The sequence below is a fragment of the Curtobacterium sp. P97 genome (genome assembly GCF_023712445.1).
In the GTDB taxonomy this organism is placed as follows: Bacteria; Actinomycetota; Actinomycetes; order Actinomycetales; family Microbacteriaceae; genus Curtobacterium.
In genome coordinates this window covers 43,519-70,381 of record NZ_JAMAYF010000016.1, presented here as the reverse complement: position 1 = coordinate 70,381, position 26,863 = coordinate 43,519, and the positions used below count along the sequence as shown (strand labels likewise).

The 26,863-nt window shown below is 72.3% G+C and carries 31 protein-coding genes, 1 tRNA gene and 1 riboswitch; of the genes, 15 read left to right on the top strand and 17 right to left on the bottom strand.

Annotation, left to right across the window (positions count from 1 at the left end; translation table 11 throughout):
• The first annotated feature begins 273 nt into the window (after positions 1 to 273).
• Positions 274 to 804 carry a hypothetical protein gene (locus M3677_RS15410; protein ID WP_066656799.1) on the top strand — a complete coding sequence of 177 codons (531 nt, stop codon included), beginning with the start codon at positions 274 to 276 and terminating at the stop codon, positions 802 to 804.
• A 250-nt stretch (positions 805 to 1,054) separates the two neighbouring features.
• Here the strand turns inward: M3677_RS15410 and M3677_RS15405 are convergent, their stop codons facing one another.
• Positions 1,055 to 1,534 (bottom strand): NUDIX domain-containing protein, encoded by a 480-nt coding sequence (locus tag M3677_RS15405; RefSeq protein WP_209685358.1) that lies wholly within the window; start codon positions 1,532 to 1,534, stop codon positions 1,055 to 1,057.
• Between the two features lie 58 nt (positions 1,535 to 1,592).
• Here M3677_RS15405 and nagB point away from each other — a divergent pair, with 58 nt between their 5' ends.
• Positions 1,593 to 2,378: a glucosamine-6-phosphate deaminase gene (nagB, locus tag M3677_RS15400; protein ID WP_066656784.1), complete on the top strand. Its 786-nt coding sequence runs from the start codon at positions 1,593 to 1,595 to the stop codon at positions 2,376 to 2,378.
• 16 nt (positions 2,379 to 2,394) lie between these two features.
• Here nagB and M3677_RS15395 read toward each other — a convergent pair whose 3' ends face one another.
• Positions 2,395 to 3,564, bottom strand: coding sequence for a MalY/PatB family protein (locus M3677_RS15395; RefSeq protein ID WP_251160974.1), 1,170 nt, complete (start codon positions 3,562 to 3,564; stop codon positions 2,395 to 2,397).
• 31 nt (positions 3,565 to 3,595) lie between these two features.
• Positions 3,596 to 4,534: an SDR family oxidoreductase gene (locus M3677_RS15390; protein WP_251160973.1), complete on the bottom strand. Its 939-nt coding sequence runs from the start codon at positions 4,532 to 4,534 to the stop codon at positions 3,596 to 3,598.
• Positions 4,535 to 4,656: 122 nt separating this feature from the next.
• Between M3677_RS15390 and M3677_RS15385 the strand changes: the two genes are divergently transcribed.
• The 3 genes from M3677_RS15385 (at position 4,657) to M3677_RS15375 (ending at position 7,667) form a co-directional block, all read left to right on the top strand.
• Positions 4,657 to 5,484, top strand: a complete 828-nt coding sequence (locus M3677_RS15385) for a helix-turn-helix transcriptional regulator (protein WP_209685366.1) — start codon at positions 4,657 to 4,659, stop codon at positions 5,482 to 5,484.
• 54 nt (positions 5,485 to 5,538) lie between these two features.
• Positions 5,539 to 6,039 (top strand): hypothetical protein, encoded by a 501-nt coding sequence (locus M3677_RS15380; protein ID WP_251160972.1) that lies wholly within the window; start codon positions 5,539 to 5,541, stop codon positions 6,037 to 6,039.
• Positions 6,040 to 6,122: 83 nt separating this feature from the next.
• Entirely contained in the window at positions 6,123 to 7,667 is a 1,545-nt protein-coding gene (locus M3677_RS15375) for an alpha-L-fucosidase (RefSeq protein WP_251160971.1), read from the top strand.
• Positions 7,668 to 7,694: 27 nt separating this feature from the next.
• Here the strand turns inward: M3677_RS15375 and M3677_RS15370 are convergent, their stop codons facing one another.
• The 4 genes from M3677_RS15370 to purU are packed head-to-tail and all read right to left on the bottom strand — an operon-like array spanning position 7,695 to position 10,491.
• The gene (locus tag M3677_RS15370; protein ID WP_251160970.1) at positions 7,695 to 7,937 is read right to left on the bottom strand and encodes a VOC family protein; all 243 of its coding nucleotides are present in this window, start codon (positions 7,935 to 7,937) and stop codon (positions 7,695 to 7,697) included.
• Positions 7,938 to 7,968: 31 nt separating this feature from the next.
• Positions 7,969 to 9,204 (bottom strand): N-acetylglucosamine-6-phosphate deacetylase, encoded by a 1,236-nt coding sequence (gene nagA / locus M3677_RS15365; RefSeq protein ID WP_251160969.1) that lies wholly within the window; start codon positions 9,202 to 9,204, stop codon positions 7,969 to 7,971.
• Positions 9,201 to 9,614 (bottom strand): YrdB family protein, encoded by a 414-nt coding sequence (locus M3677_RS15360; RefSeq protein WP_251155244.1) that lies wholly within the window; start codon positions 9,612 to 9,614, stop codon positions 9,201 to 9,203. Before M3677_RS15360 ends, nagA begins: the two co-directional genes overlap by 4 nt.
• Before the next feature lie 7 nt (positions 9,615 to 9,621).
• Positions 9,622 to 10,491, bottom strand: coding sequence for a formyltetrahydrofolate deformylase (purU, locus tag M3677_RS15355; RefSeq protein ID WP_144411471.1), 870 nt, complete (start codon positions 10,489 to 10,491; stop codon positions 9,622 to 9,624).
• Positions 10,492 to 10,656: 165 nt separating this feature from the next.
• Here purU and M3677_RS15350 point away from each other — a divergent pair, with 165 nt between their 5' ends.
• Both M3677_RS15350 and M3677_RS15345 read left to right on the top strand, forming a co-directional pair.
• A complete protein-coding gene (locus tag M3677_RS15350) occupies positions 10,657 to 10,980 on the top strand; it encodes a hypothetical protein (protein WP_066656763.1) in 324 nt (107 codons plus the stop codon).
• The gene (locus M3677_RS15345; RefSeq protein ID WP_251160968.1) at positions 10,977 to 11,639 is read left to right on the top strand and encodes a nucleotidyl transferase AbiEii/AbiGii toxin family protein; all 663 of its coding nucleotides are present in this window, start codon (positions 10,977 to 10,979) and stop codon (positions 11,637 to 11,639) included. The genes M3677_RS15350 and M3677_RS15345 overlap by 4 nt, the downstream gene beginning before the upstream one ends.
• A 9-nt stretch (positions 11,640 to 11,648) precedes the next feature.
• Here M3677_RS15345 and M3677_RS15340 read toward each other — a convergent pair whose 3' ends face one another.
• The 4 genes from M3677_RS15340 to clpS all read right to left on the bottom strand — a co-directional run bounded on the left by M3677_RS15340 (position 11,649) and on the right by clpS (position 14,456).
• The gene (locus tag M3677_RS15340) at positions 11,649 to 13,112 is read right to left on the bottom strand and encodes an MFS transporter (protein ID WP_251160967.1); all 1,464 of its coding nucleotides are present in this window, start codon (positions 13,110 to 13,112) and stop codon (positions 11,649 to 11,651) included.
• On the bottom strand, positions 13,075 to 13,494 hold the full coding sequence (locus M3677_RS15335; RefSeq protein WP_251160966.1) for a MarR family winged helix-turn-helix transcriptional regulator: 420 nt from the start codon (positions 13,492 to 13,494) through the stop codon (positions 13,075 to 13,077). Before M3677_RS15335 ends, M3677_RS15340 begins: the two co-directional genes overlap by 38 nt.
• A 192-nt stretch (positions 13,495 to 13,686) precedes the next feature.
• Entirely contained in the window at positions 13,687 to 14,160 is a 474-nt protein-coding gene (locus M3677_RS15330) for a DUF2017 family protein (protein WP_251160965.1), read from the bottom strand.
• Positions 14,157 to 14,456: an ATP-dependent Clp protease adapter ClpS gene (gene clpS, locus M3677_RS15325; RefSeq protein WP_251160964.1), complete on the bottom strand. Its 300-nt coding sequence runs from the start codon at positions 14,454 to 14,456 to the stop codon at positions 14,157 to 14,159. The genes M3677_RS15330 and clpS overlap by 4 nt, the downstream gene beginning before the upstream one ends.
• Before the next feature lie 64 nt (positions 14,457 to 14,520).
• Positions 14,521 to 14,606: riboswitch (ZMP/ZTP riboswitch) on the top strand.
• A 57-nt stretch (positions 14,607 to 14,663) separates the two neighbouring features.
• Here clpS and glyA point away from each other — a divergent pair.
• The 3 genes from glyA (at position 14,664) to M3677_RS15310 (ending at position 17,470) form a co-directional block, all read left to right on the top strand.
• Positions 14,664 to 15,947, top strand: a complete 1,284-nt coding sequence (gene glyA, locus M3677_RS15320) for a serine hydroxymethyltransferase (RefSeq protein WP_307810454.1) — start codon at positions 14,664 to 14,666, stop codon at positions 15,945 to 15,947.
• Positions 15,944 to 16,867: a tetrahydrofolate dehydrogenase/cyclohydrolase catalytic domain-containing protein gene (locus tag M3677_RS15315; RefSeq protein WP_251155248.1), complete on the top strand. Its 924-nt coding sequence runs from the start codon at positions 15,944 to 15,946 to the stop codon at positions 16,865 to 16,867. Before glyA ends, M3677_RS15315 begins: the two co-directional genes overlap by 4 nt.
• 153 nt (positions 16,868 to 17,020) lie before the next feature.
• Positions 17,021 to 17,470, top strand: a complete 450-nt coding sequence (locus M3677_RS15310; protein ID WP_251160963.1) for a hypothetical protein — start codon at positions 17,021 to 17,023, stop codon at positions 17,468 to 17,470.
• 181 nt (positions 17,471 to 17,651) lie between these two features.
• Here M3677_RS15310 and galK read toward each other — a convergent pair whose 3' ends face one another.
• Together galK and galT are read right to left on the bottom strand one after the other, a co-directional pair.
• On the bottom strand, positions 17,652 to 18,788 hold the full coding sequence (gene galK / locus M3677_RS15305; RefSeq protein WP_251160962.1) for a galactokinase: 1,137 nt from the start codon (positions 18,786 to 18,788) through the stop codon (positions 17,652 to 17,654).
• Positions 18,785 to 19,882: a galactose-1-phosphate uridylyltransferase gene (gene galT, locus M3677_RS15300; RefSeq protein ID WP_251155251.1), complete on the bottom strand. Its 1,098-nt coding sequence runs from the start codon at positions 19,880 to 19,882 to the stop codon at positions 18,785 to 18,787. The genes galK and galT overlap by 4 nt, the downstream gene beginning before the upstream one ends.
• A 64-nt stretch (positions 19,883 to 19,946) precedes the next feature.
• On the opposite strand from galT, the gene M3677_RS15295 reads away from it, so the two are divergent.
• Both M3677_RS15295 and M3677_RS15290 read left to right on the top strand, forming a co-directional pair.
• Positions 19,947 to 20,798, top strand: coding sequence for a DeoR/GlpR family DNA-binding transcription regulator (locus M3677_RS15295; RefSeq protein WP_066656748.1), 852 nt, complete (start codon positions 19,947 to 19,949; stop codon positions 20,796 to 20,798).
• Entirely contained in the window at positions 20,795 to 21,730 is a 936-nt protein-coding gene (locus tag M3677_RS15290) for an aldose 1-epimerase family protein (RefSeq protein WP_209685388.1), read from the top strand. The genes M3677_RS15295 and M3677_RS15290 overlap by 4 nt, the downstream gene beginning before the upstream one ends.
• Before the next feature lie 300 nt (positions 21,731 to 22,030).
• On the opposite strand, the gene M3677_RS15285 is transcribed toward M3677_RS15290, so the two are convergent.
• The 3 genes from M3677_RS15285 to M3677_RS15275 form a co-directional block, all read right to left on the bottom strand.
• Positions 22,031 to 22,351: a hypothetical protein gene (locus tag M3677_RS15285; RefSeq protein ID WP_066656746.1), complete on the bottom strand. Its 321-nt coding sequence runs from the start codon at positions 22,349 to 22,351 to the stop codon at positions 22,031 to 22,033.
• A 180-nt stretch (positions 22,352 to 22,531) separates the two neighbouring features.
• Positions 22,532 to 22,604, bottom strand: a tRNA-Lys gene (locus M3677_RS15280).
• 53 nt (positions 22,605 to 22,657) lie between these two features.
• Entirely contained in the window at positions 22,658 to 22,819 is a 162-nt protein-coding gene (locus tag M3677_RS15275; protein ID WP_139197360.1) for a DUF2207 domain-containing protein, read from the bottom strand.
• 126 nt (positions 22,820 to 22,945) lie between these two features.
• Here M3677_RS15275 and M3677_RS15270 point away from each other — a divergent pair, with 126 nt between their 5' ends.
• From M3677_RS15270 to M3677_RS15260, 3 genes are all read left to right on the top strand, one after another.
• The gene (locus M3677_RS15270) at positions 22,946 to 23,575 is read left to right on the top strand and encodes a DNA-directed RNA polymerase subunit beta (protein WP_066658739.1); all 630 of its coding nucleotides are present in this window, start codon (positions 22,946 to 22,948) and stop codon (positions 23,573 to 23,575) included.
• Between the two features lie 766 nt (positions 23,576 to 24,341).
• Positions 24,342 to 24,941, top strand: a complete 600-nt coding sequence (locus M3677_RS15265; protein ID WP_066656745.1) for a sigma-70 family RNA polymerase sigma factor — start codon at positions 24,342 to 24,344, stop codon at positions 24,939 to 24,941.
• Complete coding sequence (locus M3677_RS15260; protein ID WP_251160961.1) at positions 24,938 to 25,852, top strand: anti-sigma factor; 915 nt, start codon at positions 24,938 to 24,940, stop codon at positions 25,850 to 25,852. Before M3677_RS15265 ends, M3677_RS15260 begins: the two co-directional genes overlap by 4 nt.
• Before the next feature lie 135 nt (positions 25,853 to 25,987).
• Here M3677_RS15260 and pstB read toward each other — a convergent pair whose 3' ends face one another.
• Entirely contained in the window at positions 25,988 to 26,767 is a 780-nt protein-coding gene (pstB, locus tag M3677_RS15255) for a phosphate ABC transporter ATP-binding protein PstB (RefSeq protein WP_066656740.1), read from the bottom strand.
• Positions 26,768 to 26,863: the final 96 nt, after the last annotated feature.

Below are 26,863 nucleotides of genomic sequence, written 5' to 3'. Positions count from 1 at the left end.
GCCCGTGGGAGGAACGGCCCGGTGTGCCGGGTCGCCCCCAGACGCGTGCGGAGCGCGCCGCGTACATCGACGCGGTCACCGCGAACATCGCGAACGGCGCGTCGACGCCGTAGTCGCGACCGGGCGGGGGGGGGGGGGGGGGGGGGGGGGCCCCCCCCCGCGCCTCCCGGCCCGCGAGTCCTCGCGACTGTGATTGACTCCCCGGACATCTCCTGGTCATGGATGTGGAACATCAGTGCGGGAGTCTCTCCTCACTGAACCGAGGAAGTACTGATGGGTTGCAAGATCGGGCTGTTGATCGCGAGCGTCGTCGTGGTCGCAGGGGCGGTGGTGCCTGTTGCACAGGCGCACGCGGAGCCGAACCCCGTGCGTGAGGCGAAGCAGCTGTTGCAGACGACGGACTTCGACTCGGTGCTGCGACAGCTGCGGGCTGCAGACCTCGTCGAGTCCGAACGGGACGACCCGGACGGGCACCACACGGTCATCACGCTCGGCGACGGACTCGAACTCGACGTCCTGCGGTCGAAGGGCGATGCTCGCCTGGGCGGAGGCTACGACGCTGGAGGGCACTACGTGACGTTCAACCAGTACGACCAGAACCTGCTGTACAACGGAGCTGGCTTCGTGCTCGGTGCCGCGATCTGCGCGATCTCCGCAGTCGGCCAGCTCGCTTGCCTCGCCGTGCAGGCGATCATCGCAGTCGGCGCCGCCTACCTCGCGACGATCAAGGGGACGTGCAAGAACAACAAGCAGCTGAAGGTCTACTTCTCGAACAACCACGCTGCGCGTACGGGGTGCGTGTGAGCCCTCGTCGAGCTCGTGTCGTCACCCTCGTCCTGGTCGGGTCCGCGGCGGTCGTGATCCTGACAGCGGCACAGACGGCCACGGACGTGCCGTGGCTCGTCGTCGCGATCCGGATCAGCATCGGGATCGTGTCGGTGCTCGTCGGATGCGGGCTCGTCCGGCTGCGGCCTCGCGGCGTGTCACGGGACCGGCACGGGTCCCGGCATCAGGGTCGCGGTCGCTAGGCAAACGCGCCCTGGTCGGCGGCGGGTCAGCGCTCGAAGCGCGCGGCCGGCTCGTCGGACAGGCCCGCCCGGACCCGCTCCAACATGTCCGCGGACATCTCCGGCAGTGCGTCGAGCCGCGCCCAGAACGCCTCGGTGTTCTCGCCGTCCGCGGGGGCGGGCGTGCCGGACACGTACCGGCACGCGAAGACCAGGTCGAGGTACTGCGCCCGGTCGCCGTTCGGGTAGGTCATCTCGGGCAGGACGTGCACCCAGGTCAGGCGCTCGGCGACCGCGACGACGTCGGCCTCCTCGAGGACCTCGCGCTCGGCGGCGACCGCGGGTTCCTCACCCGGGTCGACGATCCCCGTCACCGGCGTCAGCGCGCCGTTGTCCGTACGACGGACGACGAGCAGTTCGCGGTCGGGGCCCTCGCCGCGTGTGACGACGGCGGTGATGCCCGTCATCCAGAGCGGGTCGTTGCCGACCTTCTCGCGCAGGGACAGGACGAAGTCAGGGGTGGGCATGCCCCCACGCTACCGAGCACCCCTGTCGGCGACTGGTCATGACCAGTAGGGTGAGGGCGTGGAGATCATCATCCTGTCGACGCCGGCCGAGGTCGGTCGTGTCGCTGCCGCCAAGATCGCCTCGGTCGTGGCCGAGAAGCCGTCCGCCGTCGTGGGTCTCGCCACCGGGTCGAGCCCGCAGGGCATCTACGCCGACCTGCGTCGTCGGGTCGAGGCGGGCGAGGTGTCCTTCGCCGCGGCCCGCGGGTTCGCCCTCGACGAGTACGTCGGGATCCCGCTCGAGCACCCGGAGTCGTACGCGTCGGTGATCCAGCGCGACGTCGTGGAGCCGCTCGGGTTCGACCCCTCGCGGGTGCGGGTGCCGGACGGCCGCGCGACGGACCTGGCGTTCGCGGCGAAGGAGTACGACGCTGCGATCCGGGCCGCCGGCGGGGTCGACGTGCAGATCCTCGGGATCGGGGCGAACGGGCACATCGGGTTCAACGAGCCGACGTCGTCGTTCGCGTCCCGCACCCGCATCAAGACCCTCGCACCGTCCACGCGTGAGGCCAACGCCCGCTTCTTCGACTCGCTCGATCAGGTGCCGACGCACTGCATGACGCAGGGGCTCGGCACGATCCTCGAGGCGCGTGAGCTCGTGCTCGTCGCGCAGGGCTCGGCGAAGGCCGACGCCGTGGCCGCCGCGGTCGAGGGGCCGCTGTCGTCGTTCGTGCCCGGGTCGGCGTTGCAGCTGCACGAGCACGCGACCGTCGTGGTGGACGAGGAGGCCGCAGCCGGGCTCCGTCTGGCGGACTACTACCGGTACACGTACGCCAACAAGCCGGAGTGGCAACGCTTCGAGTGACGCCTGCCGAGCGGGATCAGCAGGCGGACGCCAGGCGCGCCAGCCCCTCGCGCAGGGTCTCCTCGGAGCAGCCGAAGTTGAGCCGGGCGTGGCCGATGCCCGGCTGCCCGAAGTCGCGACCGTTCGTCAGCGCGACCTTCGCCCGGTCGACCAGCTGCAGGGCGGGGTCGTCGCCCCACGGCAGGGCCCGCAGGTCGAGCCAGGCCAGGTAGGACGCCTGCGGCTGCCGGTACCCAGCACCGGGCAGGGCCGAGCCGAGCTCCTCGGCGAGCACACGGCGGTTGCCGGCCAGCTCGGCGAGCAGCGACGCGAGCCACGGCTCCCCGTCACGGAAGGCGGCGACGCTCGCGGTGTACCCGAGGATCCCGGTGCGCTCGACGACCTCGACGGGCAGCCCGTCGAACCAGCCGCGCGCCCGCTCGGACGCCCCGACCATCAGCGCACACTTCGTCCCGGCCAGGTTCCACGCCTTGCTCGCGCTCGTCAGGGCGACGCCGTGCTCGACCGCCTCGGGTCCGCAGGTGAGGAACGGGGTGAACACCGCGTCCGCGTGCACGAGCGGGGCGTGGATCTCGTCGGAGACGACGACGGCGTCCCACTCCGCGGCGAGCCGGGCGAGTGCCACCAGGTCGTCGCGGGCGTGCACGAGCCCGAGGGGGTTGTGCGGGTTGCAGAGCAGGACCGTCCGGGCGCCGCCGGCGAAGGCGCGCTCGACCCCGGCGAGGTCCATCCGCCACCCGGCCGTGGTGTCGAACGGGTCGGGTTCGCCGTCCGGGGCGAGCAGCGGCACCTCGGTCACGGTGCCGCCGGCCTCGCGGACGTACTCCCAGAACGGCGGGTAGACGGGCGGCATGACGACGACCTGGTCGCCGGGGTCGACGACCCGTCGGAGCACCTCGACCGCCGCGACCGACACGTCCGTCGTGGTCCGGACGAGGTCGGGGTCGACGTCCCATCCCCACCGGCGGTCGGCGAAGTCGGCGAAGACCTCGGGCAGCACCCGGGTGTGCCCGACGTACCCGGTGTCCCCGTTGCGGACGGCGCGCTCGAGTGCCTCGCGCACCGGCTCGGCGGGGACCGAGTCCATCTCGGCGACGAACATCGGCAGGACCTCGGGCGGGTACGCGGTGTACTTCTCGCTCGTGCGGGTGCGCTGCGCATCGAACACCGAGATCATGACGCTCATGCGGCCATCCTGACAGCGCCGGTCGCGGACGTCACGCGACCGACGTGCCGAGCAGCTCCTCGGACAGCTCCCACACGCGTCGTGCGTCCTCAGCACTGCGCAGTGGCTTCCACAGCGGCGTCCGTCCGGGCGCTCCGCCGACACCGCCGGCACCCGTCGGACCCACGAACCCGCCGTCCCGCACGGCCGGGTCGGTGGCTGCGACGAGCGCCGGCAACCCGGCGGTCCTCGGGGTCCCGACGAGCAGGCCCCGAGCGGACAACCAGCGGATCACCCGGACCTGCGGGGTGTCCCCGCTCCGGCCGAGCTCCGGGCGCGCGGCGAGCAGGCTCGTCGGCGCGACGCCCGGGTGCGCGAGGTTGCTCGTGATGCCCCATCCGCGGTCGGCGCTCCGTCGGGCGAGCTCGAGCCCGAACAGGCCGAACGCGATCTTCGACTGCCGGTACGCGCGCATCCCGTCGTAGCTCCGCTCCCAGTTCGGGTCCTCCCAGTGCACGGCGCCGCTGCGCGCGACGATGCTGATCTGCGACGTGACGTGGCCGCGCGCCGCACGGAGCAGCGGCAGGAGTCCGCGGACGAGTGCGACGTGTCCGAGGTGGTTCGTGCCGAGCTGCAGCTCGAAGCCGTCGGCCGTGGTCTGCCGCTCGGGTGGGGTCATGACCCCGGCGTTGCCCACGAGCAGGCCGACCGGCTGACCGGCCGACCGCATCGACTCCGCGAACGCGTCCACCGAGGCGAGGGACGACAGGTCCATCGCGCCGAGCTGCACGTCGGCGTCCGGGTGTTCGCGGAGCACCCGGATGCGTGCGGCCTCGCCCTTGCTCGGGTTGCGCACGGGGAGCACGACCGTGGCGCCGGCGCCCGCGAGTGCCGTCGCGATGCCCAGGCCGATGCCGTCGCTCGCACCGGTGACGACGGCGCGGGTGCCGTCCAGTCGCGGCAGGGTGATGTCGATGGGTCGTGTCGGCACGGTGGTCTCCTCGGGATCGTCGCCCGTCGTCGGGCTGGTGCCAGCCTGCGTCGGCGGCCGGACCGCAACCAGGACCTGACGGACCGTGGCTGCGGAGGACGCGGACCGGCGAGGATGGGCCCGTGATCGATCGACCGGCGCTCGGCGCCTTCCTCCGCGGACGCCGGGAGGCCCTGCAACCGTCCGACGTCGGCCTCCCGCCGGGACAGCGGCGCCGGACCTCCGGGCTGCGCCGAGAGGAGGTCGCGGCGGTCTGCCACATGTCCCCGGACTACTACGCCCGGCTCGAACGGGGCACCGGTCCGCAGCCCTCCGAGCAGATGGTCGCCGCGATCGCGCAGGGGCTCCACCTGAGCCGGGCGGAACGCGACCACGTCTTCCGCCTCGCCGGGCACCGACCGCCGGAGTCCGGCGCGGGCTCGGACCACGTGGGCCCGGGCATGATGCGCATCTTCGACCGCCTGGTGGACACGCCGGCCGAGGTCGTCACGGAACTCGGCGAGACGCTCCTGCAGACGCCGCTCGCCGCCGCACTGTTCGGGGACGCGAGCCAGCGGCAGGGGCCGTCGCGCTCGATCGGCTGGCGCTGGTTCACCGAACCGGGTGCGCGGGACCTCTTCCCGCCGGAGGACCGCGACACCACCGCGCGGCTGTACGTGTCGTCACTGCGTGAGGTCGCGACCCGGCGCGGTCCCGGGTCCCGGGCAGCGCGGCTCGCGGACGAGCTCCTGCAACGCTCCGACGAGTTCCGGACGCTGTGGGACCGGCAGGAGGTCGGCCTCGTCCCGGGGACCGTCAAGCGCTACGACCACCCGGAGGTCGGCCGACTCGAGCTGCACTGCCAGGTGCTCCTCGACCCGGAGCAGGCGCACGTGCTGCTCGTCTACACCGCCGTCCCCGGGACCGAGAGCCACGACCGACTCCGGCTGCTGTCCGTCGTCGCGGCCTGACACCGTCGCCGGATCGTGACCACCCGTCCGCGATCGATCGGTGACGATGGACGCATGCGTCGGGGGACGAGGGGACTCGCCACGGCATCGGCCGTGCTGGTGCTCGTGACGACCGGCTGCGCCGGCATCGGGCCGACGGCGTGCACGGCGATCGGTCGGACCGACACCGTCGCCGTCGAGGTCCCGGGTTCGGCGGACCCGGCGTCCGGCGTCGCGGGCATCGTCGTCTGCCAGGGCCCGGACTGCACGCCCGGGGTGCCGCCCGAACCAGCCGTGCCGACCGCCCCTGGGGAAGCCACACCGGGCGCGCCAGCGGTCGGGACACTGCCGGACGGCACGGCGCCGACGGCAGTGCTCCCCATGGTCGAACGCGACGGGGACGTGTGGTCCGTGCCGACCTCGCCGGACACCGCGGGGCGCGGGCACGTGGCGGTCCTCGGCGCGGACGGCCGGGTGCTCGTCGAGCGCGGCGTCCACTTCACGTGGGTGCGGCACGGCGGGTCCGAGCAGTGCGGTGGGCCCTCGACCGCCGAGGTCGTCGTCCGGCTGCCCTGACCGCCGGCATCCGTGACCCACCCGACTCCCGAACTCGACCGGTAGAAGTGGGGGACCGCATCCGACGCACGAAGGAGTGCCCCATGCCGGACCGCCACGGACCGCTCGACCCGGAGTCGCTCCCGGAGCCGGTCGACGTCAGCGACAACACCGAGGCGATGCGTGCCGTGCACGAGGTCGTCGCCGCCGGACCCTTCGACGCGACGTGGGCGTCCCTGGCCGCCTACGAGCCTCCACGCTGGTACGAGGACGCCAAGTTCGGGGTCTTCCTGCACTGGGGCGTGTACTCCGTCCCGGCCTTCGGCAACGAGTGGTACTCCCGCGAGATGTACCGGCAGGGTACCGACGCGTACGAGCACCACCTCGCGACGCACGGCGAGCACCGCGACTTCGGGTACAAGGACTTCATCCCGTCGTTCACGATGGAGCACTTCGACCCGGCCGCGTGGGCAGCGCTGTTCCGTCGTGCGGGTGCGCAGTTCGTCGTGCCCGTCGCCGAGCACCACGACGGGTTCGCGATGTACGACACGGACCGGTCCCGCTGGAGTGCCGCACGGATGGGGCCACGGCGCGACGTCTTCGGCGACCTCTCCCGAGCGGTCGACGAGGCCTGGATGGTCCGCGGTGCCTCGTCGCACCGTGCCGAGCACTGGTTCTTCATGAACGGCGGTGCCCGGTTCGACTCCGACGTGCTCGACCCGCGGTGGTCGGACTTCTACGGTCCCGCGCAGCGTGAGGAGACGGCTCCGAACGAGCGGTTCCTCGAGGACTGGCTCCTGCGCACCGTCGAGGTCATCGAGAAGTACCGGCCGCAGGTGCTCTGGTTCGACTGGTGGATCGAGCAACCGGCGTTCGCCCCGGTGCTGCAGACCCTCGCCGCGTACTACTACAACCGGGCGGCCGAGTGGGGACGCGAGGTCGTCATCAACTACAAGTGGGGAGCCTTCGCGCCCGGCACCGCGGTCTACGACATCGAGCGCGGAGCCGTGGCGGGCACCGAGCCGACCGTGTGGCAGAACGACACGTCGGTGTCACGGACCTCCTGGTGCTGGGTCGAGGGGCACGAGTACAAGAGCGTGCGCGAACTCGTCGCCGAGCTCGTCGACGTCGTCGCGAAGCGCGGGGTCCTCCTGCTCAACGTCGGCCCGAAGCCGGACGGCACGATCCCGGTCGAGGAGCAGCGCCTGCTCGAGGGCATCGGGCACTGGCTCGGCCTGCACGGTGAGGCGATCTACGGCACCCGGCCCTGGACCGTACCGTCCGAGGGACCGACCGCGGTGACCGCCGGGTCGTTCGTCGACGCTGCCGCTCCGGCGTACACGGCGGAGGACGTCCGGTACACCGTGCGGCACGACGTCACGGGCGACTCCCTCTACGCGGTCCTGCTCGCCCGGCCCGACGACGGCGTCGTACGACTGCGGTCGCTCGGGTCGGCGTCGGCGCTCCTCACCCGCACGATCAGCGACGTCGCGGTGCTCGGCTCCGGGACCGTCACGCGGTGGGACCGGACCCCGGACGCCCTCGAGGTGGAGGTCAGCGGCTGGACGACCGAGGACAGCGGACCCGTGCTGCGGATCCGCTTCGCGCCGGAGCAGGAGCAGCCCCGTCAGGACTTCCTGCACCAGTGACCGTCCGGCGGGAGCGCGCGGACGAGGTCACGCGCCGGCGGTGTCGGGGTGCATCCAGAACGGCGACCAGTGGTACCCGTCCGGGTCGTCGAACTGCCGCTGGTACATGAACGGGTACTCGTCGGTGTCCCCGATCCGCCCGCCGGCAGCGCGGGCCCGCTCGACCAGCTCGTCGACGGCCTGTCGGCTGTCGAGGTCGAACGAGAGCGCGACCTTCGACGGGGTGGCGCGCTCGACGCTCTCGACCGGGCAGGAGACGTAGAGCGCCATGCGGAGATGGTCCCGCCGCGCGCCGTCCCGGTCAAGACCTGGCGGGCACCAGCTCTCGACCGGCGCCCCACACCCGCTGCACCTCGAGCGCGGGGGAGAGCGCCACGAGGTCCGCTGCGTACCCGGGCGCGACCCGGCCCAGCCGGTCCCCGAGCCCGAGCGCCGCTGCCGGCACGCTCGTCAGCGCCGCGACCGCCTCGGGCAGTGACGCTCCAGCGGCCGACACGGCGAGCCGCAGCGCCGCGTCCTGCGTCAGCGTCGAGCCCGCGATCGTGTCCGTCCCGGCGACGCGCGCGACGCCGTCCACCACGTCCACCGTCAGCGACCCGAGCGCGTAGGAGCCGTCGGGCGACCCGGCCGCGGCCATCGCGTCGGTGATCAGTGCGACGCGCCCCGGCGCCGCACGGAGCAGCACGCGGGCGACGGCGGGGTGCACGTGCACACCGTCGAGGATGAGCTCGAGCGTCACGCGGTCGTCCTCGGTCGCCGCGGCGATCGGACCCGGCGCCCGGTGGTGCAACCCCGGCATTGCGTTGCACGCGTGGGTGAGCACGGTGGCACCGGCGTCGAAGGCCGCCCGGGCCTGGTCGTACGAGCAGACGGTGTGTCCGACGGCGACGGCGACCCCGGCGTCGACGAAGCGGCGGACGGCGTCCAGCGCTCCCGGCAGCTCGGGCGCGATCGTGACCTGCCGCAGGACCCCGGCACCCGCGTCGAGCAGGGCGTCCACGGCCGCCGGCGACGGATCGACCAGGTGGGCGGCGTTGTGGGCGCCCCGGTTGTCGGGGGAGAGGAACGGCCCCTCCAGGTGCGCGCCGAGCACGAGCGGGTCCGTCGCGGCGACGGTGCGGATGCGCTCGAGCGACGTCGCGAGCGCTGCCGAGGGGTTCGCGACGAGGGACAGGACCGAGCGGGTCGTCCCGTGCGCCCGGTGCACGGCGAGCGCCGCGTCGAAGGTGTCGTCCTCGTAGGCCGCGCCACCACCACCGTGCCCGTGCAGGTCGATGAACCCGGGCGTCAGGACGGCGTCGCCGAGGTCGACCACGTCCGGGGCGCTGGGCGCGTCGGCGCCGGACCCCACCGCTTCGATCACGTCGCCGGCGAGCAGGACCCACCCGTCGGCCGTGGAGCCGGCCTCGTCGACCAGGCGACCGGCTCGGACCAGCGTGCGCCGCGCCTCCAGACCGGACCCGGAGCCGGAGCCGGACCCGGACCCGGACCCGGACCCGGAGCCGAGGCCGGACACCGACGCAGGCCCGGAGCTCACGCCGTCTCCCGCCGGAACGCGACCACGCCGGAGAGCGCCGCGACCAGCACGAAGACCAACCCGACCACCGGGTGCCCGAGCGACACCCAGGCGCCACCGGCCGCGATCACCAGCGCGGTCTCGACGACCACCTTGCCCACCACGTCGGTGTCGATCGGCGAGCGCGGCGAACGGAAGAGGAACCAGACGACCGCGGCGAACAGCGGTGCCCCGACCATGAACAGCGCGCCGGGGAACGGGAACGGCCACGCGAGGTAGCCCCAGTAGGCCAATGACAGCAGTCCGAACGCGCACACGAGCACGCGCAGCACCGTCCAGCCGGAGACGGAGGCCCGGCGGCGTGCGGGTGCCGGGTCCGTCGGCGGCGGGACGTCGCCCCAGTCGACGGGGCTCTGCGGTGCGTTCGTCATGCGGTGCCTACCTGAAGATGATCGTGCGGGCGCCGTCGAGGAGGACGCGGTCCTCCGCGATCCAGCGCACCGCCTGCGTCAGCGTCCGGGACTCCTCGTCCTGGCCGATCGAGACCAGCTCGGCGGGCTCCTTCGTGTGGTCGACCCGGACGACGTTCTGCTCGATGATCGGGCCCTCGTCGAGGTCGCTCGTCACGAAGTGCGCCGTCGCACCGATGAGCTTGACGCCGCGCGCGTGCGCCTGCCGGTACGGGTTGGCGCCCTTGAAGCCGGGCAGGAACGAGTGGTGGATGTTGACGGCGCGGCCCTCGAGCGCGGCGCACAGCTCCGGCGACAGGATCTGCATGTAGCGGGCGAGGACGACGAGTTCGATGTCGTGCTCCTCGACGGCCTCGAGGATCCGCTGCTCCATCGCCCGCTTCGCGTCCGCGTCGGTGACCGGTCGGTGCTCGAACGGCACGGAGTAGAACGCCGCCAGCCCGGACAGGTCGGCGTGGTTCGACAGCACGAGGGGGACCTCGATCGGCAGCTGGCCGCCGCGCTGCCGGTAGAGCAGGTCGTTCAGGCAGTGCCCGGCCTTCGACACGAGCACCAGGGTGCGCATCGGACGCCCGACCACGTCGAGCTGGACCCGCATGCCGTAGCGCTCGACGACGGGTGCGAGGGCCTGCTCGAACGTCTCGCGGTCGACCGGCGCCATGACCTGCAGGCGCATGAAGAACGAGTTCGTGTCGGCGCTCGAGAACTGCTGCGACTCGGTGATGTTGCCGTTCGCCGCGACCACGGCTCCGGAGACGGCGTGCACGATCCCGGGCTGGTCGTCGCAGACGAGCGTGAGGGTCCAGTGCGTGGGGTTCGGGGCGGTCACGGAGATCAGGGTACCGGGGCGCTCCGGCGTTCCGGCGGTTCGGCCGGGAGGCCCGTGGCGCGTCCGACGTGCGGCCCACGTCGCCGACAGGCCGGGGCTGACCCCCGGGCGCCGCGTCCACAGGGGCTGGTCCTGTCGTGGGGGGCATCGGTACCCTGGAGAGGGGAGGGTGCGATGACGATCGACTCAGCGGTGCGGGTCCGCACCCAGGCCACGCGCGGCTTCGCCGTGCCCGCCAGCTTGGACGATCTCACGGGCCCGGCCGAGGGCTCGCTCCGGCTCCCCGACACGGTGTACTGGGGGCCCGACCCGGTCGTCGACCTGGCCCACTGGGACGATGTCGCGAAGGCGTACGAAGCAACCCTGCGTGAGGGCACGCTTGCTGACGTCCAGGCCCTGGTCAGTCCGGCGGTCCTCCGGCGATGGTGGTCGCGGCTCTTCCTGCCCGTCCGGATCCGACGTGCGTGGGAGAGCCGGTTCCCCGAACTCGTCTCGTGATCGCGAGCGAGGCGATGCAGCGACGCGTGGCGTCGATCGCCCTCGCCGCGACCGACGACTCCGGGTTCGCACTGGCAGGGTCGGGTGCCATCCGTGAGCACGGGTTCACGGCTCGCCCCACTGCTGATGTGGACCTCTTCACCGACCGACGGGACGCAGGTGGGTTCGAGCGCGCTCTCGGCGATGTCATCGCGCAGCTCGCCTCCGAGGGCTTCGTCGTCACCGTCGCCAGACGCTTCGAGCTCTTCGCCAGGCTGCGGGTCACGCTCGATGGTGAGGTGGTCGAGGTCGACCTGGGAGTCGACTGGCGCGCTCGGCAACCCGTCGTGCTCGCCCTCGGCCCGGTGCTCGACGAGTACGACGCGGTGTCGAACAAGGTTGCAGCCTTGTTCTCGCGTGCGGAAGCGCGAGACTACCTCGACGTCGACGCGATCCGCCGGAGCGGGAGGTTCTCGGACGCCGAGCTCCTCGACGGCGCAGCCGAACACGACGACGGCTTCGATCGACAGCTCTTCGCCGAGGCGCTCCGACAGGTGCGGAGGATCGGTTCGCGGCGTGTGCGTGAGTACGGCGTGACCCCCGCCGAGTTGGCGGGTGTCGAGCGGAGGCTGACCGACTGGGCCGACCAGATCGAAGCGGCGATCGGCGCCGAGCGCTGACGCGCCACGTCAGCGCCGGTCCGCCCGCGCCAGCGCCCGGTCGGCGAGCGTCAGCACGCTGAGCAGCACGCCGACGCCGAGCATCACCCACGCGAGCACGTGCAGGTCCGGCGTGGTCGGGGCCTGGCCGAACACCCCGCCGATCAGCGAGGACGCCGCGATCGCGCCGATGTAGATGCTCGTGCGCGACAGCCCGGCGGCGGTACCGATGTACTCCGAGGGCACCACCGTGTACAGCGCCGCCTGGTTCGACACCGACGCCAGCGCCTGGGGCACCCCGAACAGCGCCGGCACGACGAGCAGCAGCACGAGCGGCGACCCGGCGTGCAGCAGGAGCAGGAGCCCGGCGCCGACCAGGGGGACGAGCGCCGCGACGACGAGCGGCCGGCGGACGGCGGTGCGGCGGGCGACCATGAACGACACCACCCCGGCGACGACGGCTGCCGGGAGCTGCAGGTACCCGGCGACGTCGCTCGGGTAGCCCGCGACGTCCTGCACCCACTGCGAGAACCCGTACGTCATCGTGTAGGCGAGCAGGTAGGTCAGGAACAGCCGCGCGTAGGTGCGGGACAGCGCGCCGTTCCGGACGAGCAGGCGGACGTCGACGAAGGGCTTCGTCGCGCGCAGCTCCCAGAGCACGAGCGCCACGAGCAGCACGACGGCGACCGCGAGCAGCCACCAGAGTCCGGCGCCGAGGTCGAGCAGGAACACCAGGAGCGCCGACACCGCGCCGGTCATGAGCACCATGCCGAGCGGGTCGAGCGCGGTCCGGACCGGCAGCTGCTCGGCGTCACGGGGTCGGAGCCGGTCGGACGGCAGCCACATCGCGGCGACGACGAGGCCGAACACGGCGAGCGGGACGTTCACCAGGAAGATCGCGTGCCAGCCGAACGCCGCGATCAGTGCGCCGCCGAGGGGCGGCCCGGCCGCAGCGGAGACCAGCGAGGTGATCGAGAGCGCCCCGAGCACGAGCGGCGGTGTCGGCTTCCCGATCCTGGCGGAGTGCTGCCGCAGGGTGGTGAGGGCGGCCGGGTACGCCGACGACGTCCCGATCCCGATCAGCACCCGTGCGGCGACCGCCCCGCCGAACCCGGTCAGCACCTCGGGCACGACACCGGCGACACCGACGATCACGAGTCCGGTGAGGAAGACCTTCTTCGGGCCGAACCGGTCGGCGAGCTTGCCCATCGTCGGCTGCGCGACCGCGCTCGCCAGGTAGAGCGCGGCGACCAACCAGATCGCCTGCGAGGCACCGATGCCGAGGTCGCGGGAGATCGGCGCGAGGGCGACGGACACCATCGTCGTGTTGATCGGGTTGAGCAGCGGACCGACCAGGACGGGGACGAGGAGCTTCGGGCCGAAGCCGCTCCTGCCGGTGTCGGCGGTGGTCGGGACGGGGGAGGTCGAGCTGGACGTGGTGGGGCTTCTTCCGGGGTCAGTCGTCGGTGAGCGGCAGGAGGATCGTGAGGGCACGGGCGACCGTGGCGCGGTCGTCGTCGGGCAGCGCGGCGAGACGGTCCGCGAGCACCCGGGTCCGGGTGGTCCACGCGTCGGCGCGGGCTCGGGAGCCCGTCTCCGTGGCCCGGACGAGCGTGCGGCGGCCGTCCGTCGGGTCTGGTCGACGCTCGGCGAGCCCGAGGTCGACGAGGGCCTGCACGGTCGCGCCCATCGACTGCGGGCGGACCCCCTCGGCGCGCGCGAGGTCGGCGACGGTGCTCTCGCCGTGGCGCAGGAGCCGACCGAGCGCGGCGGTCTGGGACGCGGTGACCTCGTCGGCCTTCCCGGCGAGCAGCGTGCGGCGGATGCGACCGTGCAGGGTCAGCAGGTCGTCTGCGAGCGCGTCGATCGGTTCCACGGTGGAACAGTACGACTGAACAGGGCGCCTTGCAAGGTTGCCTTCTGATCAGATGGTGCCGTCCCCGCGTTGCTCGCCCGGATGCGCGGCCACCGCGACCACCGCGGCCACCGCGACCACCGCGACCACCGAGAGCAGCTGACGGGCCGGGGTTGACGAGGCGGACGTGCGCCACGCCTCCCGGCCGTCCCGTCAGCGGGTGGTGAGGGTCGTGACGAGATGTTCCTGCACGTACCCGATCCAGTCGTAGACGTCGCGCAGGCCGAGGCCGGCGTCGCCGGAGGACGAGGCCTCCTCTGACGCGGCGTCGGTGATGCCGAGCCGCTCCGCGATCGTCAGCCGCAGGTCGGTGAGGCACCGGAGCCAGGCCTGCTCGTCCGGCGGGGTCATCGCGCCGTCCCGCGCACCGGTCAGCCAGTCGTGCACGACGCCGGCGTTCGCGGTCTTCTGGGTGAGCAGGTCCGCCTGCGTCCAGCGGCGGAACTCGTCGCTCGCCTCGGTGTCCGACGGGTAGGCGTCCGGGAACATCCGCGCGGCGACGGGGTCGGACGCGAGGTCACCGCCGAGCACCTGCTGCAGCTGTTCGGTGAGCGACGTGAGGACGGCGCGCTCACCCTCGGACATCGCGAGGTGCACACCGTCCTGGCGCCGGCTGAAGGGGATCACGCGTCCGGTCCCGCCGCGCGGTCGACGGAGGCCTGCAGGCCGTAGCCGTGCATGGCCTCGACGTGGCGCTCCATGGCCTCGCGGGCGCCGGTCGCGACGATCGCCCGGCCGTCGTCGTGCACCTGGCGCATGAGTCGCTCGGCGCGGGCGTGCGTGAAGCCGAAGTAGCTCTGGAAGACGTAGGTGACGTAGGACATCAGGTTCACCGGGTCGTCCCAGACCACGGTGACCCACGGCACGTCGAGGCGCGCGGCGAGGTCGGTGCGCTCCTCGACGTCGGGGCTGATCAGCGTCATGCGTCGACGGGGATGCTCGGGTGCATGTCCCCAAGGGTGACACGAACGTGCGCGCTCGGTACGATCGACGGGTCGCGACTGGCGTTGGATGGGTCACCATCGGGGAGCGACACCTGACACGGAGCGCGGCCGTACGCCTGGGCCGCGCCCACCCGTCCACCTCGTCGCGTCCGCGCGGCGACTCAGACAACGAGGAGTCCCGTGTCCATCACCGATCTGACGCCTGCCACCGCGCAGTCCACGTTCAACGCCCCGCTCGCCGAGGTCGACCCCGAGATCGCCGCCGTGCTGCAGAACGAGCTCGGCCGCCAGCGCGACACCCTCGAGATGATCGCGTCCGAGAACTTCGTCCCGCGCGCCGTCCTCGAGTCACAGGGCTCCGTCCTGACGAACAAGTACGCCGAGGGCTACCCGGGCAAGCGCTACTACGGCGGCTGCGAGTTCGTCGACGTCGCCGAGCAGCTCGCCATCGACCGGGCGAAGGCCCTGTTCGGTGCCGCCTACGCGAACGTGCAGCCGCACTCCGGCGCGAGCGCGAACGCCGCGGTGCTGCACGCCATCGCCTCCGCCGGGGACACGATCCTCGGCCTCGAGCTCGCCCACGGCGGTCACCTGACGCACGGCATGAAGCTCAACTTCTCCGGCCGCATCTACAACGCGGTGTCCTACGGCGTCGACCCGGAGACGTTCGAGGTCGACTACGACGACATCCGTGCGAAGGCCATCGAGCACCAGCCGAAGGTCCTCATCGCCGGCTGGTCGGCGTACCCCCGCCAGCTCGACTTCGCGAAGTTCCGCGAGATCGCGGACGAGGTCGGCGCGACGCTCTGGGTGGACATGGCGCACTTCGCCGGGCTCGTCGCCGCGGGCCTGCACCCGTCGCCCCTGCCGCACGCCCACGTCGTGTCGTCGACGGTGCACAAGACGCTCGCCGGTCCCCGCTCGGGCATCATCCTGTCCAACGAGGAGTCGCTCTTCAAGAAGCTGAACTCCGCGGTGTTCCCGGGCCAGCAGGGCGGTCCGCTCATGCACGTGATCGCGGCGAAGGCCACCGCGTTCCTGCTCGCCGGCCAGCCGGAGTTCAAGGACCGCCAGGAGCGCACGCTGCGCGGTGCCCGCCTGCTGGCGGACCGGCTCACGCAGCCCGACGCGAAGGCCGCCGGCATCGACGTCCTCACCGGTGGCACCGACGTGCACCTGGTGCTCGTCGACCTCCGTGCGTCCGAGGTCGACGGCAAGCAGGCCGAGGACCTGCTGCACGAGGTCGGCATCACCGTGAACCGCAACTCCGTCCCCTTCGACCCGCGCCCGCCGATGGTCACCTCCGGTGTCCGCATCGGCACCCCGGCGCTGGCGACCCGCGGCTTCGGCGACGCCGAGTTCACCGAGGTGGCCGACATCATCGCGCTGACGCTCATGCCGAACCCGGACATCGCAGCGCTCTCGGCACGGGTGAAGGCCCTGACCGACGCGTTCCCCCTGTACGCGTGAGCGCCGCGCTCCCACGTGAGCGCTGGGCGGGGGAGGGCAGTGCCGTCCGCATCGACGGCACCGCCCTCGCCGCGCGCACGCTCGACGACCTGAAGGTCCGCATCGACCGCCTGCACGACCACGGGTTCCGGCCCGGGCTCGGCACGATCATGGTCGGCGCGAACCCGGGGTCGGTGTCGTACGTCGCCGGCAAGCACAAGGACTCGGCACAGATCGGGCTCGACTCGGTCCGCATCGACCTCCCGGAGACCGCTTCGGCTGCCGACATCCGCGCCGCGATCCTGCAGATGAACGACGACCCCCGGGTCACCGCGTTCATCGTGCAGCTCCCGCTGCCGCAGGGCATCGACCCGATCCCGATGCTCGAGCTGATGAACCCGGCGAAGGACGCCGACGGCCTGCACCCGACGAACCTCGGTGAGCTCGTGCTCGCCGTGCCCGGTGGCGCCGGCACGATCGACGCCCCGCTGCCGTGCACCCCGCGGGGCATCGTCGCGATGCTCGACGCCTACGACGTCCCGATCCGCGGGCAGCACGTGACGATCATCGGGCAGGGCCTGACGGTCGGTCGTCCGCTCGGCCTGCTGCTCACCCGGCTCGAGGCGACCGCCACCCTCACGCACTCGCTGACCGAGGACGTCGCCGCCGAGTGCCGTCGCGCCGACATCATCGTCGCCGCGGCCGGGGTCGCCGGGCTCGTGCAGCCGGACTGGGTCAAGCCGGGTGCTGCGGTCATCGACGTCGGCATCAGCCGCGTCGTCTCCCCGGAGACGGGCAAGGCGAAGCTGCGCGGCGACGTCGACCCCGCCGTGGCGTCCGTCGCCGGGTTCCTGTCGCCCACGCCCGGCGGGGTCGGGCCGATGACCCGCGCGATGCTCATGAAGAACGTCGTCGAGGCCGCCGAGCGCCACCTGCGGTAGCGCGAGCCCGGTCGACCGAGACTCGGCCAGGCGGACACTTCCGTCCCCTGTGCAGGACGAAACTGTCCGCTCGGCCGAGTCTCGGTGTGCGGCTTCGGACGGGAGGCGCGGATCACCCCCGCCACGCGCCTCCCGCGGTGCTACGGTCACGCCATGGGGGACGAACGACAGCTGACCGAACCGGTGCTGCGCCCGCGGCCCGAGCCGTCGCAGCTCACGAAGGACGCCCGCTGGCTGGTCCTCATCGTGGTGCTCTGCATCCTGTTCCAGCAGCCCGGCTCGAGCTGGAGCACGACCTTCGTCCACGCCGGGCAGGAGTTCGACTTCCGGTCGTCGCCGGCCTTCGGGACGACGCTCCTGACCGTCGGCATCGCCCTCGTCGGGTTCGCCGTCGCGGTCGCTCGCCGAGGCGCGAGCCGGTTCGACGAGCACACCGTGATGGGACTCACCCTCGCCGGCGTGCTCGGCGTCACCGTGGCGGTGTGGCTGCTCATGCCCGTGCAGACGGCGTGGGTGCAGTGGGCCGTCGAGCACGGTCGGACGCACCCGTTCGTGCTCGGGAACGTCGTCGAGACGACGCGGTACGCCGACTACGGAGGCTGACCGGCGGGCTGGCGCGCCGGCGGACCGGTCGGCCGCTCGTGGCCGTGCAGCGCTCGCTGCAGACCGTCCTGGCCCCGCACAACGAGAAGCGGCTCGCGCCACGGAACTCCGTGGCGCGAGCCGCTTCCGGTTGTGCGGAAGCGCGAGGCGCCGCGCGAGGCGCCGCGCGAGGCGCCGCGCGTCAGTCGCGCCGGGCGCCCTGCGCGGCGTGCACCGTGAACACGGTGGGCTCGCGGTACCCGGCCGAGGCGAAGGCGGACGTGACGGCGTCCGTGATCGCGCCACGGGCCTCCCGGTCGACCAGCGCGATCGCCGCACCGCCGAAGCCGCCACCGGTCATGCGTGCGCCGACAGCGCCGTGCGCCATCGCCGTCTCGACCGCCAGGTCGAGCTCGGGCACCGAGATCTCGAAGTCGTCGCGCATCGACGCGTGCGAGGCGACGAGCATTTCGCCGATCGCGCGCGGACCCTGCTCGCGGAGCGTGCGCACCGTGTCGAGGACGCGCTGGTCCTCGGTCACGATGTGCCGGACCCGTCGGAAGGTCTCGTCGTCGAGGAGTTCCTGTGCGCGGGGCAGATCCTCGACGGCGACGTCGCGGAGTGCTTCGACGCCCATGGCCGCAGCGCCGCGCTCGCACGAGTCGCGCCGGGCCTTGTAGCCGCCCGTCGCGTGGGCGTGCTGGACGCGGGTGTCGATGACCAGGACCTCGAGGCCGTTCGCCTCGAGCGCGAGGTCGACCACGGCGGTGTCGAGTGTGCGGCAGTCGAGGAAGACGACCGCGTCCTGCTCACCGAGCAACGAGGCGGACTGGTCCATGATGCCGGTCGGGGCGCCGACGGCGTGGTTCTCGGAGTACTGCCCGACGCGGGCGAGTGCCTTGCGGTCGAGGCCGAGCTCCCACAGGTCGGTGAAGGCGAGCGCGACGCCGCACTCGATCGCGGCGCTCGACGACAGGCCGGCGCCGACCGGGACGTCCGACTCGATGAAGACGTCGAAGCCGGTCTTGTCGGACAGGTCGGCTCCGGCCTGCTCGCGGAGCGCCCAGGCGATGCCGAACACGTAGGCAGACCAGCCCTCCATGTTCTCCGGTGACAGCGCGTCGAGCGAGAGCTCGTGCACCGCGTCCGGCTCGAAGGCCGACGCGACCCGGATCAGCCGGTCGTCGCGCTGCGCGATCGACGCCACCGTCCGGCGGTCGATCGCGAACGGCAGCACGTAGCCGTCGTTGTAGTCGGTGTGCTCACCGATCAGGTTGACGCGGCCGGGCGCGGAGTACCGCACCGCCGGCTCGTACCCGTAGACCTGCTGGAACGTCATGCGCGTTCGATCCCTCCTCGGATGAACTCGGCCGCCTTCTCGGGCACGAGGTCCCCGATCCAGGCGCCCATGGCGGCCTCGCTGCCGGCCAGGAACTTGAGCTTGTCCGCCGCGCGACGCGGGGACGTGATCTGCAGCATGAGCCGCACGGTGTCCCGCGCAGTGTGCACCGGCGCCTGGTGCCACGCGGCGATGTACGGCGTCGGGGTGTCGTAGAGCGCGTCGAGCCCGCGGGTGAGCCGCAGGTGCATGTGCGCCAGCTCGTCCTTCTCGGCGTCGGTCAGGCCGGCGAAGTCGGGGACGTGCCGGTGCGGCAGCATGTGGATCTCGATCGGCCAGCGTGCTGCGAACGGCACGAAGGCGGTGAAGTGCTCGCCCTGCAGCACCACGCGCTCGGAGGCGCGCTCGTTCGCGAGGTGCTGCTCGAACAGGTCGGGACCGAAGCGCTCGATCGACGCGAGGAGCCGCTGCGTGCGGGGCGTGACGTACGGGTACGAGTAGATCTGCCCGTGCGGGTGGTGCAGCGTGACGCCGATCGCCTCGCCCCGGTTCTCGAACGGGAACACCTGCTGGATGCCGGGCATCGCCGACAGTGCCGCGGTGCGGTCCGCCCAGGCCTCGACCACGGTGCGGGCGCGCGACTCGCTGATGGAGGCGAACGAGCCGCTCGTCTCGGGGGAGAAGCACACGACCTCGCAGCGACCGACGCTCCGGAGCTGGCGGTTGAGCCCGACGTCGGACAGGGACTCGAGGGACTCCGGGCCGTCCTCGGCCTCGAGCAGGGGTCCGAACGAGGGCGAGCGGTTCTCGAACACCGCGACGTCGTAGCGGCTCGGGATCTCCGACGGGTTCGCGGCGGTCTGCGGCGCGAGCGGGTCCTGGTCGGCCGGCGGCAGGAACACGCGGTTCTGCCGGCTCGCCGCGATGGACACCCACTCGCCGGTCAGGACGTCCTGCCGCATCCGAGCCGTCTCCGGTCGGGGGTCGAGGACACGCTGGTCGATGCTGCGCTCGGCGGGCAGCTGCGTGTCGGCGTCGTCGAAGTAGATGAGCTCGCGGCCGTCGGCGAGCGTCGTCACGCGCTTGGTGATCACCGACCCACCCTACCGCGCTCGTGAAGCGTTGCGAAAGGCTCCGTAAGTGCGCGAAACTCGTGTCGTGGACGACGACCTCTCCTTCCTCGCCGGGTCGCTGCCCGCGCCGCTGCGGCAGGACCGCATCGTCTCCATCGTCGAGGGCGCGCCCGGTCTGGTCCGGACCGCCGCCCTCGCGGCGGCGCTGGGCACGAGCGAGGTGACCGTCCGCCAGGACCTCGCCCTGCTCGACCAGGAGGCCCGCATCCGGCGGGTGCGCGGCGGTGCGGTCCGCCTCGGGGTCGGTTCCACCGAGCGCCCCTTCGAGGAGACCGCCGTCGAGCACCAGGTGGCGAAGGCCGCGATCGGCCGCGCTGCGGCCGACCTGGTCCGGTCGGGTCAGTGCGTCGTGCTCGACGTCGGCACCACGCCCGCGGCGGTCGCGGAGGCCCTGGTGGCGCGGTCCGACCTGGTCGACGTCACCGTCGTCACGAACTCGCTCACCACCGCACTCGCGCTCGAGCGGGCGGTCCCGCGCTTCACCGTCGTCGTCACCGGTGGCACCCTCCGGCCACTGCAGCACTCCCTCGTCGCGCCGTTCATGGGTGCCGTGCTGCCGATGATCGCCGCCGACCTGGTGTTCCTCGGGGGGACCGGACTCGACGTCGGGCACGGCCTGACGAACGTGAACCTGCCCGAGACCGAGGCGAAGCGGATGCTCGCCGCCGCGGCCCGGCGTACCGTCGTGGTGGCGGACGGCTCGAAGTTCGGCCGGGCCCACCTCGGTGTCGTCCGTCCGCTCGAGGACATCGACGTCGTCGTCACCGCCGGGGTCACGGCGGACGCGGTCGCTCCGATCCGGGCGGCCGGCGTCGAGGTGGTCGTGGCGGACGAGGACGGCCGTGCAGCACCAGACGGAAGGAAGTCGCAGCCATGACCGCAGCAGCACCCACCGGAGGGCAGTACCACCTCCGGCACGCAGGACCGGACGGGGTCGTCGAGGCCGTCGTCACCGAGGTCGCCGCGGGGATCCGGGAGCTCCGGGTCGCCGGGTTCGACCTGACCGAGCCGTTCCCGGTGACGTCGCTGCCGCCGGGCGCCGACGGCATCGTGCTCGTGCCGTGGCCGAACCGCGTCGCCGGTGCCGTCTGGGAGCTCGACGGGAAGCGGCAGCAGCTGGACGTCTCCGAGCCCAAGTACGGCAACGCCTCGCACGGGCTGCTGCGGTTCTCGCCGTACCGCGTGGTGTCGCAGACCGGGTCGTCGATCGAACAGCAGGCGACGATCCACCCGCAGCACGGCTGGCCCTTCACGCTCGAGACCCGCGTGCACCACGAGCTCGTCGACGACGGTGTCCGGGTGACCCACACCATCGTCAACCGCTCCGGCGTCCGCGCTCCGTTCGCGGTCGGCGCGCACCCGTACCTCCGTGCGGGCGACACCCCCGCCGAGGACCTCGTCGTCACGCTCGACGCCGCCACGGCGTTCACGGTCGACGAGCACAAGATCCCGGACGGCACGGTGTCCGTCGAGGGCACGCCCTACGACCTGCGATCGGGGCAGCGCGCCGGGGACGCCGACCTCGACACCGCGTACCGGGACGTCGCCGCCGACGAGCACGGCGTGCGCCGCACGTCGCTGCACGGCCCGGAGGGCGACGGCGTCGAGCTCTGGCAGGACGAGTCGTTCCCGTACGTGCAGGTCTTCACGTCCCGCGAGTTCCCCCGCGGCGACGGCACCGGGCTCGCCGTGGCGGTGGAACCGATGACCGCGCCCGCGAACGCCCTGAACTCCGGCGAGGGCCTGCGCTGGCTCGAGCCCGACGAGTCGTGGACCGGCACCTGGGGCATCCGCCGCGTCTGGTCCTGAGCGCCGCGGTCTCGCCTGGGACCGCTCTGCCGGATCCTGACCCGGACCCGGACCCGGACCCGGACCCGGACCCGGACCCGGTCGTGGTTCCTGGTCGCGAGACATGCCGCTCAGGTCCTCGGCCAGCGGCACGTCGTGCGACCGGAACGATCTCGGGCGGCGCGTTGTGCGACCAGGACGGCGGGCACGAGACCTGCGAACGCGAGATGCATGCGCAGCACGTGAGCGACCACGAGACCTCCGGACACGACGAAGGCCGCCCCGTCCGGGGCGGCCTTCGTCGTACGTGCTTCCGGTGCGTCAGGCGCGGCGCATGCGCAGCGCCTCGACCGCGAGGGACTCCGTGCCGTAGCGCCCGATCTCCTGTGCCCAGGCCGGGTCGTCGCCGCGCAGGGCCGTGTACTCCTTGCCCTGCCGGCACACGTAGCCGAGGACGGCGGTGGCGGTGGCGACCTCGACGAAGTCGGTGCGGATGTGCCGCGTGGTGACGCGGGCGTTCCGGCGGAGGGTGTCGAGGAGGAGCTGGTTGCTCATCGTGGTGTTCGTCGCTGCGGCGAGCTCGACGATGCGGCGCGCGTCACCGGTGGTGCTGGCCTGCGTGGCGTCGATGGGCTCGGTCACGGTGTACCCCGTTCGTTCTCTGGTGCTGCGGTCCTGTTCGGTCCGTGGATCAGGACCGGGAACGACACTATCGGCGCTGTGCAGGCAAACCGCTGAACAGGGTCTGGACTGTGCACAAGACGCACCATGAACATCCTGTGACGGAGTTGTACCCCGGTAGGCGTCTCACGGAAGAGGAGGTGGGCCCCGTGGGGCTCGAACCCACGACCCTCGGATTAAAAGTCCGGTGCTCTACCAACTGAGCTAGAGGCCCTCACCCGCAAGGCTAGCGGGTGAGGGCCTCCAGACGAGAACCAGTGCTGTCGGTCAGCTGCGGCGCCCGGTGAGCGTCCGCAGGAGCCACATGACCACCGCGATGACGAGCAGCACGATGCCGACCCACAGCAGGAACTTGAGGCTCGCGGTGAAGCCACCGACGAACAGCAGGACGACCGCGATCACGGCCAGGATGACGAGCAGGGCGTTCATGGAGTCTCCTCTTCTCAACGTCCGGGAGGAGTGCCTCCCTGCCGGAGCACGGTACCCGTGCGCGCCCCGTTGCGTTCGTGGCGAACGGGGGACGTGGGCGTCGGCGGCCGCGCCTACACTCGCCGGGTGCCTCGCGATCACCACCGTCCCGTCCACTTCACCGACCAGGAGTTCGCCGCGATCCAGGGCGGCGAGGACCCGGCACTGGTGAACCGTGTCGCGCACGAGACGGCGAACGCGCTGCTCCACCGCGTGCGGCAGGACCCGGACCCGGCGGTGGTCGAGCGTCTCGTGACGTACACGGACGTGCACGGCATCGATGCGATCGCCGAGCTGTGGGCCCGCGTGGGCGCGCACACGCTCCCGGGGGCACTGTGGCGCATCTACCTGGTGCGGGTCGTCATCCGGCAGAACCCGGAGGAGATCGCGTACTTCTTCGAGCGGGGCACGGAGCGGATCGGCACGATCGACGAGGCCGTCGCGGGTGCCGAGCAGCCGACGGGTCCTGCGGAGATCCTGACCCTGGCGGACCACATCCTGCACGGCCTCTACACGGGGGACCTCGCGGTGGCGCTCGACCGCGGCGCGGCGTTCTGCCGGCTGACCGCGGCGGGCGCGACCTCGGTGGCGGACGACGCCGACCTGACCGCGGGGGACCGCGCGAGCGAGCTGACGCGTCGGGCGCTGCGCTTGACGGAGCTCGCGGCCGACCTGACCGAGGCGGCGGCGCTCTGGCGTCGCGACAGCCTGGACTGAGCGAGGGGCGGGGCGGATCGACGCCGCGCCTCCAGACCGGCTACCGCCCACGCCGGATCGCGCCCCCGCTCGGACGTCACACGCCTGAGCACACGGGGCGACGTCCGGGCGAGGGCGGGGCGCAGCGACAGACCGCGACGGCGGACGGCGACGAGCGGGGCCTGCGACGGTGGACGGCCTGACCCGACCGCCCCCGGACATGCGAAGACCGGGCCGCAGAAGCGCCTCTCGGCGCGAGGCCGCTCGAAGCGGCGAATTTTGGAGCCCGGGGCTTGCTGCGGCCCGGCGAGATCGATCCTACGAGACACGTCCTGTGCACGTGGCCGTGTTCACTCTCGGTGGACACGTTGCGCGGTCGGGCGCGTCACGGACACACGCAGCCGCAGCGCACGCAGCCGCAGCGCGCGCAGCCGCAGCGCGCGCAGCCGCGCAGACGTGCCGTGCGCACATCCGCACCCTGCACACCGGGCGGGCGGACGCGCAGCAGGCGACCAGCAGACACGAGCCGAACACAGTTCCTGCACCCGGGACGGGCACGTCGCCCAATCCGCTCGGGCGACGGTGCCGAACAGTTGGTGTGACGCTCCTCGCGGACGTCACAGCGAGGGCCCGCTCGACCCGGTCCGGTACCCGCCGGTCAATTCCCTGCGGGTCGTGCGGCCCTCGCCCAGACTCCACCGCCGCGAGGATCCGAACCACCCGAACCCGACCTGCGAAGTGATTGCACATGTCGGAACCGATGCCACCGAGAGGGGGGAAACCTGCAATGCTTGCGCTCGTGGAACACGACACCGAGGCCTGGAGCTCCACCGAGCCCACCCCCGTGTCGCCTGACGATCTGCTCGCCCGCGTCGCCTCCGGCGACCAGGCAGCCTTCTCCGACCTCTACGACGCCCTGTCGGGTCGTGTGCTCGGTCTGGTGACGCGACTCCTGAAGGACCGCGCCCAGTCCGAGGAGGTCACGCAGGAGGTCTTCCTCGAGGTGTGGCAGCAGGCCACCCGCTTCGACCGTTCGCGCGGCACCGCCGCCAGCTGGGTCCTCACCATGGCCCACCGACGAGCGGTCGACCGGGTCCGGGCATCGCAGGCGTCGCACGACCGGGACACCAAGATCGGCATCCGCGACCTGGAGTCCGGTTTCGACCAGGTCTCCGAGTCGGTCGAGATCCGGATCGAGCACGAACGCGTCAGCCGCGCGCTCGCCAAGCTCACCGAGTTCCAACGCCAGGCGGTGCAGCTCGCGTACTACGGCGGCTACTCGCACAGCGAGATGGCCGAACGGCTCGGTGTCCCGATCGGCACCGTCAAGACCCGTCTCCGTGACGGGATGATCCGACTCCGAGACGAGATGGGGGTGACGTCATGACCGAACGCCACGACGACCCTGCCCTGCTCACCGGGTCGCACGCCCTGGACGCCCTCTCGGACGACGAGCGCGCGCTCCTCGAGCACGCTCTGACGACGTCGCCGGAACTGCAGGCCGAGACGGACTCGCTCCGCGAGACCGCGCTGCAGCTCGCGTACGCCGTCGAACCGATCGACCCCCCGGCGTCGCTCAAGGCGTCGCTGATGGCACAGATCGCACGGACCCCGCAGGCCGCGCCGGCGGACCGCACGGCGCCGGTCGCCGGCCTGGAGGCTCCGCTCGCCTCCGCCGCGTCCCCCGCGCCCGTCGTCGGAGCAGCTCCCGCCCCGGCGCCGGTCGCCGAGACCGGGAACGTCATCGGTCTCGGAGCGGCTGACGCCGCCTACGCCGACGGTGCGGCATCCGCGAAGGCCCGCCGCCGCTGGTTGCAGCGTCCGGCAGCCGCCCTGTCCGCCGCCGCCGCCGTCGCCGTGGTGTTCCTCGGTGTCGGGCTCGGCGTCGGCACGAACTTCGGCCAGACCGAGGGGACCAGCCCCGGGACCACGCAGGCCTCCGGCACGCTCGACTCGATCTACGCCGCGTCCGACTTCCAGCGCACGACCGCGAAGGTCCCCGGTGGGGGCTCCGCGACCGTGGTCTGGTCGCACGACGTGGGCAAGTCCGCGGTGATCCTCGACGGCGTCGAGCAGGCGCCGCAGGGCAAGACGTACGAGCTCTGGTACATCGGCTCCGAGGGTGGCGAGATCGTCCCCGCCGGTCTGGTCGACAGCGCCCGCAACGGCGTGCACACGGCGGTCCTCGACGGCAAGCTCACGCCGGGTGCGGCGATCGGCATGACGGTCGAGCCGGAGGGCGGCTCCGACCAGCCGACCTCGACGCCGCTCATGGCCGTCCCCACGACCCAGGCGTAGCACCAGCCCACCCGGACGGCGGCCCGCCGCTCGTCCGTGCGGGGCAGTGGAGCGCACGACGGAGGCCCGGTGCCGTCCGTGGCGGACGTGCACCGGGCCTCCAGGCCGACCGTCAGGAGACGGACCGGGTGCCGATCACCCGAAGCGACCCGAGACGTAGTCCTCGGTCGCCTGCACCGACGGGTTCGAGAAGATCGTCGCGGTGTCGTCGAACTCGATGAGCTTGCCGGGCGCACCGGTCCCCGCGATGTTGAAGAACGCGGTCTTGTCGCTGACGCGCGACGCCTGCTGCATGTTGTGCGTGACGATCACGATCGTGAAGTCCTTCTTGAGCTCCTCGATCAGGTCCTCGATCGCGAGGGTCGAGATCGGGTCGAGCGCCGAGCAGGGCTCGTCCATGAGCAGGACGTCCGGCTGCACGGCGATCGCCCGGGCGATGCAGAGCCGCTGCTGCTGCCCACCGGACAGGCCCATGCCGGGCTTCTCGAGGCGGTCCTTGACCTCGTTCCACAGGTTCGCGCCTTGCAGCGAGCGCTCGACGACGTCGTCGGCCTCGGACTTCGAGACGCGCTTGTTGTTGAGCTTCACGCCGGCGAGCACGTTGTCGCGGATCGACATCGTGGGGAACGGGTTCGGACGCTGGAACACCATGCCGACCTGCCGGCGGACGAGCACGGGGTCGACGCCCTGGCCGTAGAGGTCGTCGCCGTCGATCTTGACGGAGCCCTCGACGTACGCGCCGGGGATGACCTCGTGCATGCGGTTCAGCGTGCGGAGGAAGGTGGACTTGCCGCAGCCCGACGGGCCGATGAAGGCGGTGACGGTGCGGGGCTCGATCGTCATGTCGACGCCCTCGACGGCCTTGAACTTCGAGTAGTAGACGTTGAGGCCGTCGACCTCGATGCGCTTGGACACGTGGTTTCCTCCGGGGTGGGTGGTCGTTGCCGCTCCGCTGATGCGGTGCGCGGGCGGGCCGTGCTGGCCGATGCTGTCGGCCGGAGCGCGGGCGCT

Excerpts from the sequence above, each read along its gene's own strand:
- M3677_RS15410 (WP_066656799.1), top strand. The coding sequence starts at position 274 with ATGGGTTGCAAGATCGGGCTGTTGATCGCGAGCGTCGTCGTGGTCGCA.
- M3677_RS15405 (WP_209685358.1), bottom strand. The coding sequence starts at position 1,534 with ATGCCCACCCCTGACTTCGTCCTGTCCCTGCGCGAGAAGGTCGGCAAC.
- M3677_RS15395 (WP_251160974.1), bottom strand. The coding sequence starts at position 3,564 with ATGAGCGTCATGATCTCGGTGTTCGATGCGCAGCGCACCCGCACGAGC.
- M3677_RS15380 (WP_251160972.1), top strand. The coding sequence starts at position 5,539 with ATGCGTCGGGGGACGAGGGGACTCGCCACGGCATCGGCCGTGCTGGTG.
- M3677_RS15375 (WP_251160971.1), top strand. The coding sequence starts at position 6,123 with ATGCCGGACCGCCACGGACCGCTCGACCCGGAGTCGCTCCCGGAGCCG.
- M3677_RS15370 (WP_251160970.1), bottom strand. The coding sequence starts at position 7,937 with ATGGCGCTCTACGTCTCCTGCCCGGTCGAGAGCGTCGAGCGCGCCACC.
- M3677_RS15360 (WP_251155244.1), bottom strand. The coding sequence starts at position 9,614 with ATGACGAACGCACCGCAGAGCCCCGTCGACTGGGGCGACGTCCCGCCG.
- M3677_RS15350 (WP_066656763.1), top strand. The coding sequence starts at position 10,657 with ATGACGATCGACTCAGCGGTGCGGGTCCGCACCCAGGCCACGCGCGGC.
- clpS (WP_251160964.1), bottom strand. The coding sequence starts at position 14,456 with ATGACGCTGATCAGCCCCGACGTCGAGGAGCGCACCGACCTCGCCGCG.
- M3677_RS15310 (WP_251160963.1), top strand. The coding sequence starts at position 17,021 with ATGGGGGACGAACGACAGCTGACCGAACCGGTGCTGCGCCCGCGGCCC.
- galK (WP_251160962.1), bottom strand. The coding sequence starts at position 18,788 with ATGACGTTCCAGCAGGTCTACGGGTACGAGCCGGCGGTGCGGTACTCC.
- M3677_RS15290 (WP_209685388.1), top strand. The coding sequence starts at position 20,795 with ATGACCGCAGCAGCACCCACCGGAGGGCAGTACCACCTCCGGCACGCA.
- M3677_RS15275 (WP_139197360.1), bottom strand. The coding sequence starts at position 22,819 with ATGAACGCCCTGCTCGTCATCCTGGCCGTGATCGCGGTCGTCCTGCTG.
- M3677_RS15265 (WP_066656745.1), top strand. The coding sequence starts at position 24,342 with ATGCTTGCGCTCGTGGAACACGACACCGAGGCCTGGAGCTCCACCGAG.
- M3677_RS15260 (WP_251160961.1), top strand. The coding sequence starts at position 24,938 with ATGACCGAACGCCACGACGACCCTGCCCTGCTCACCGGGTCGCACGCC.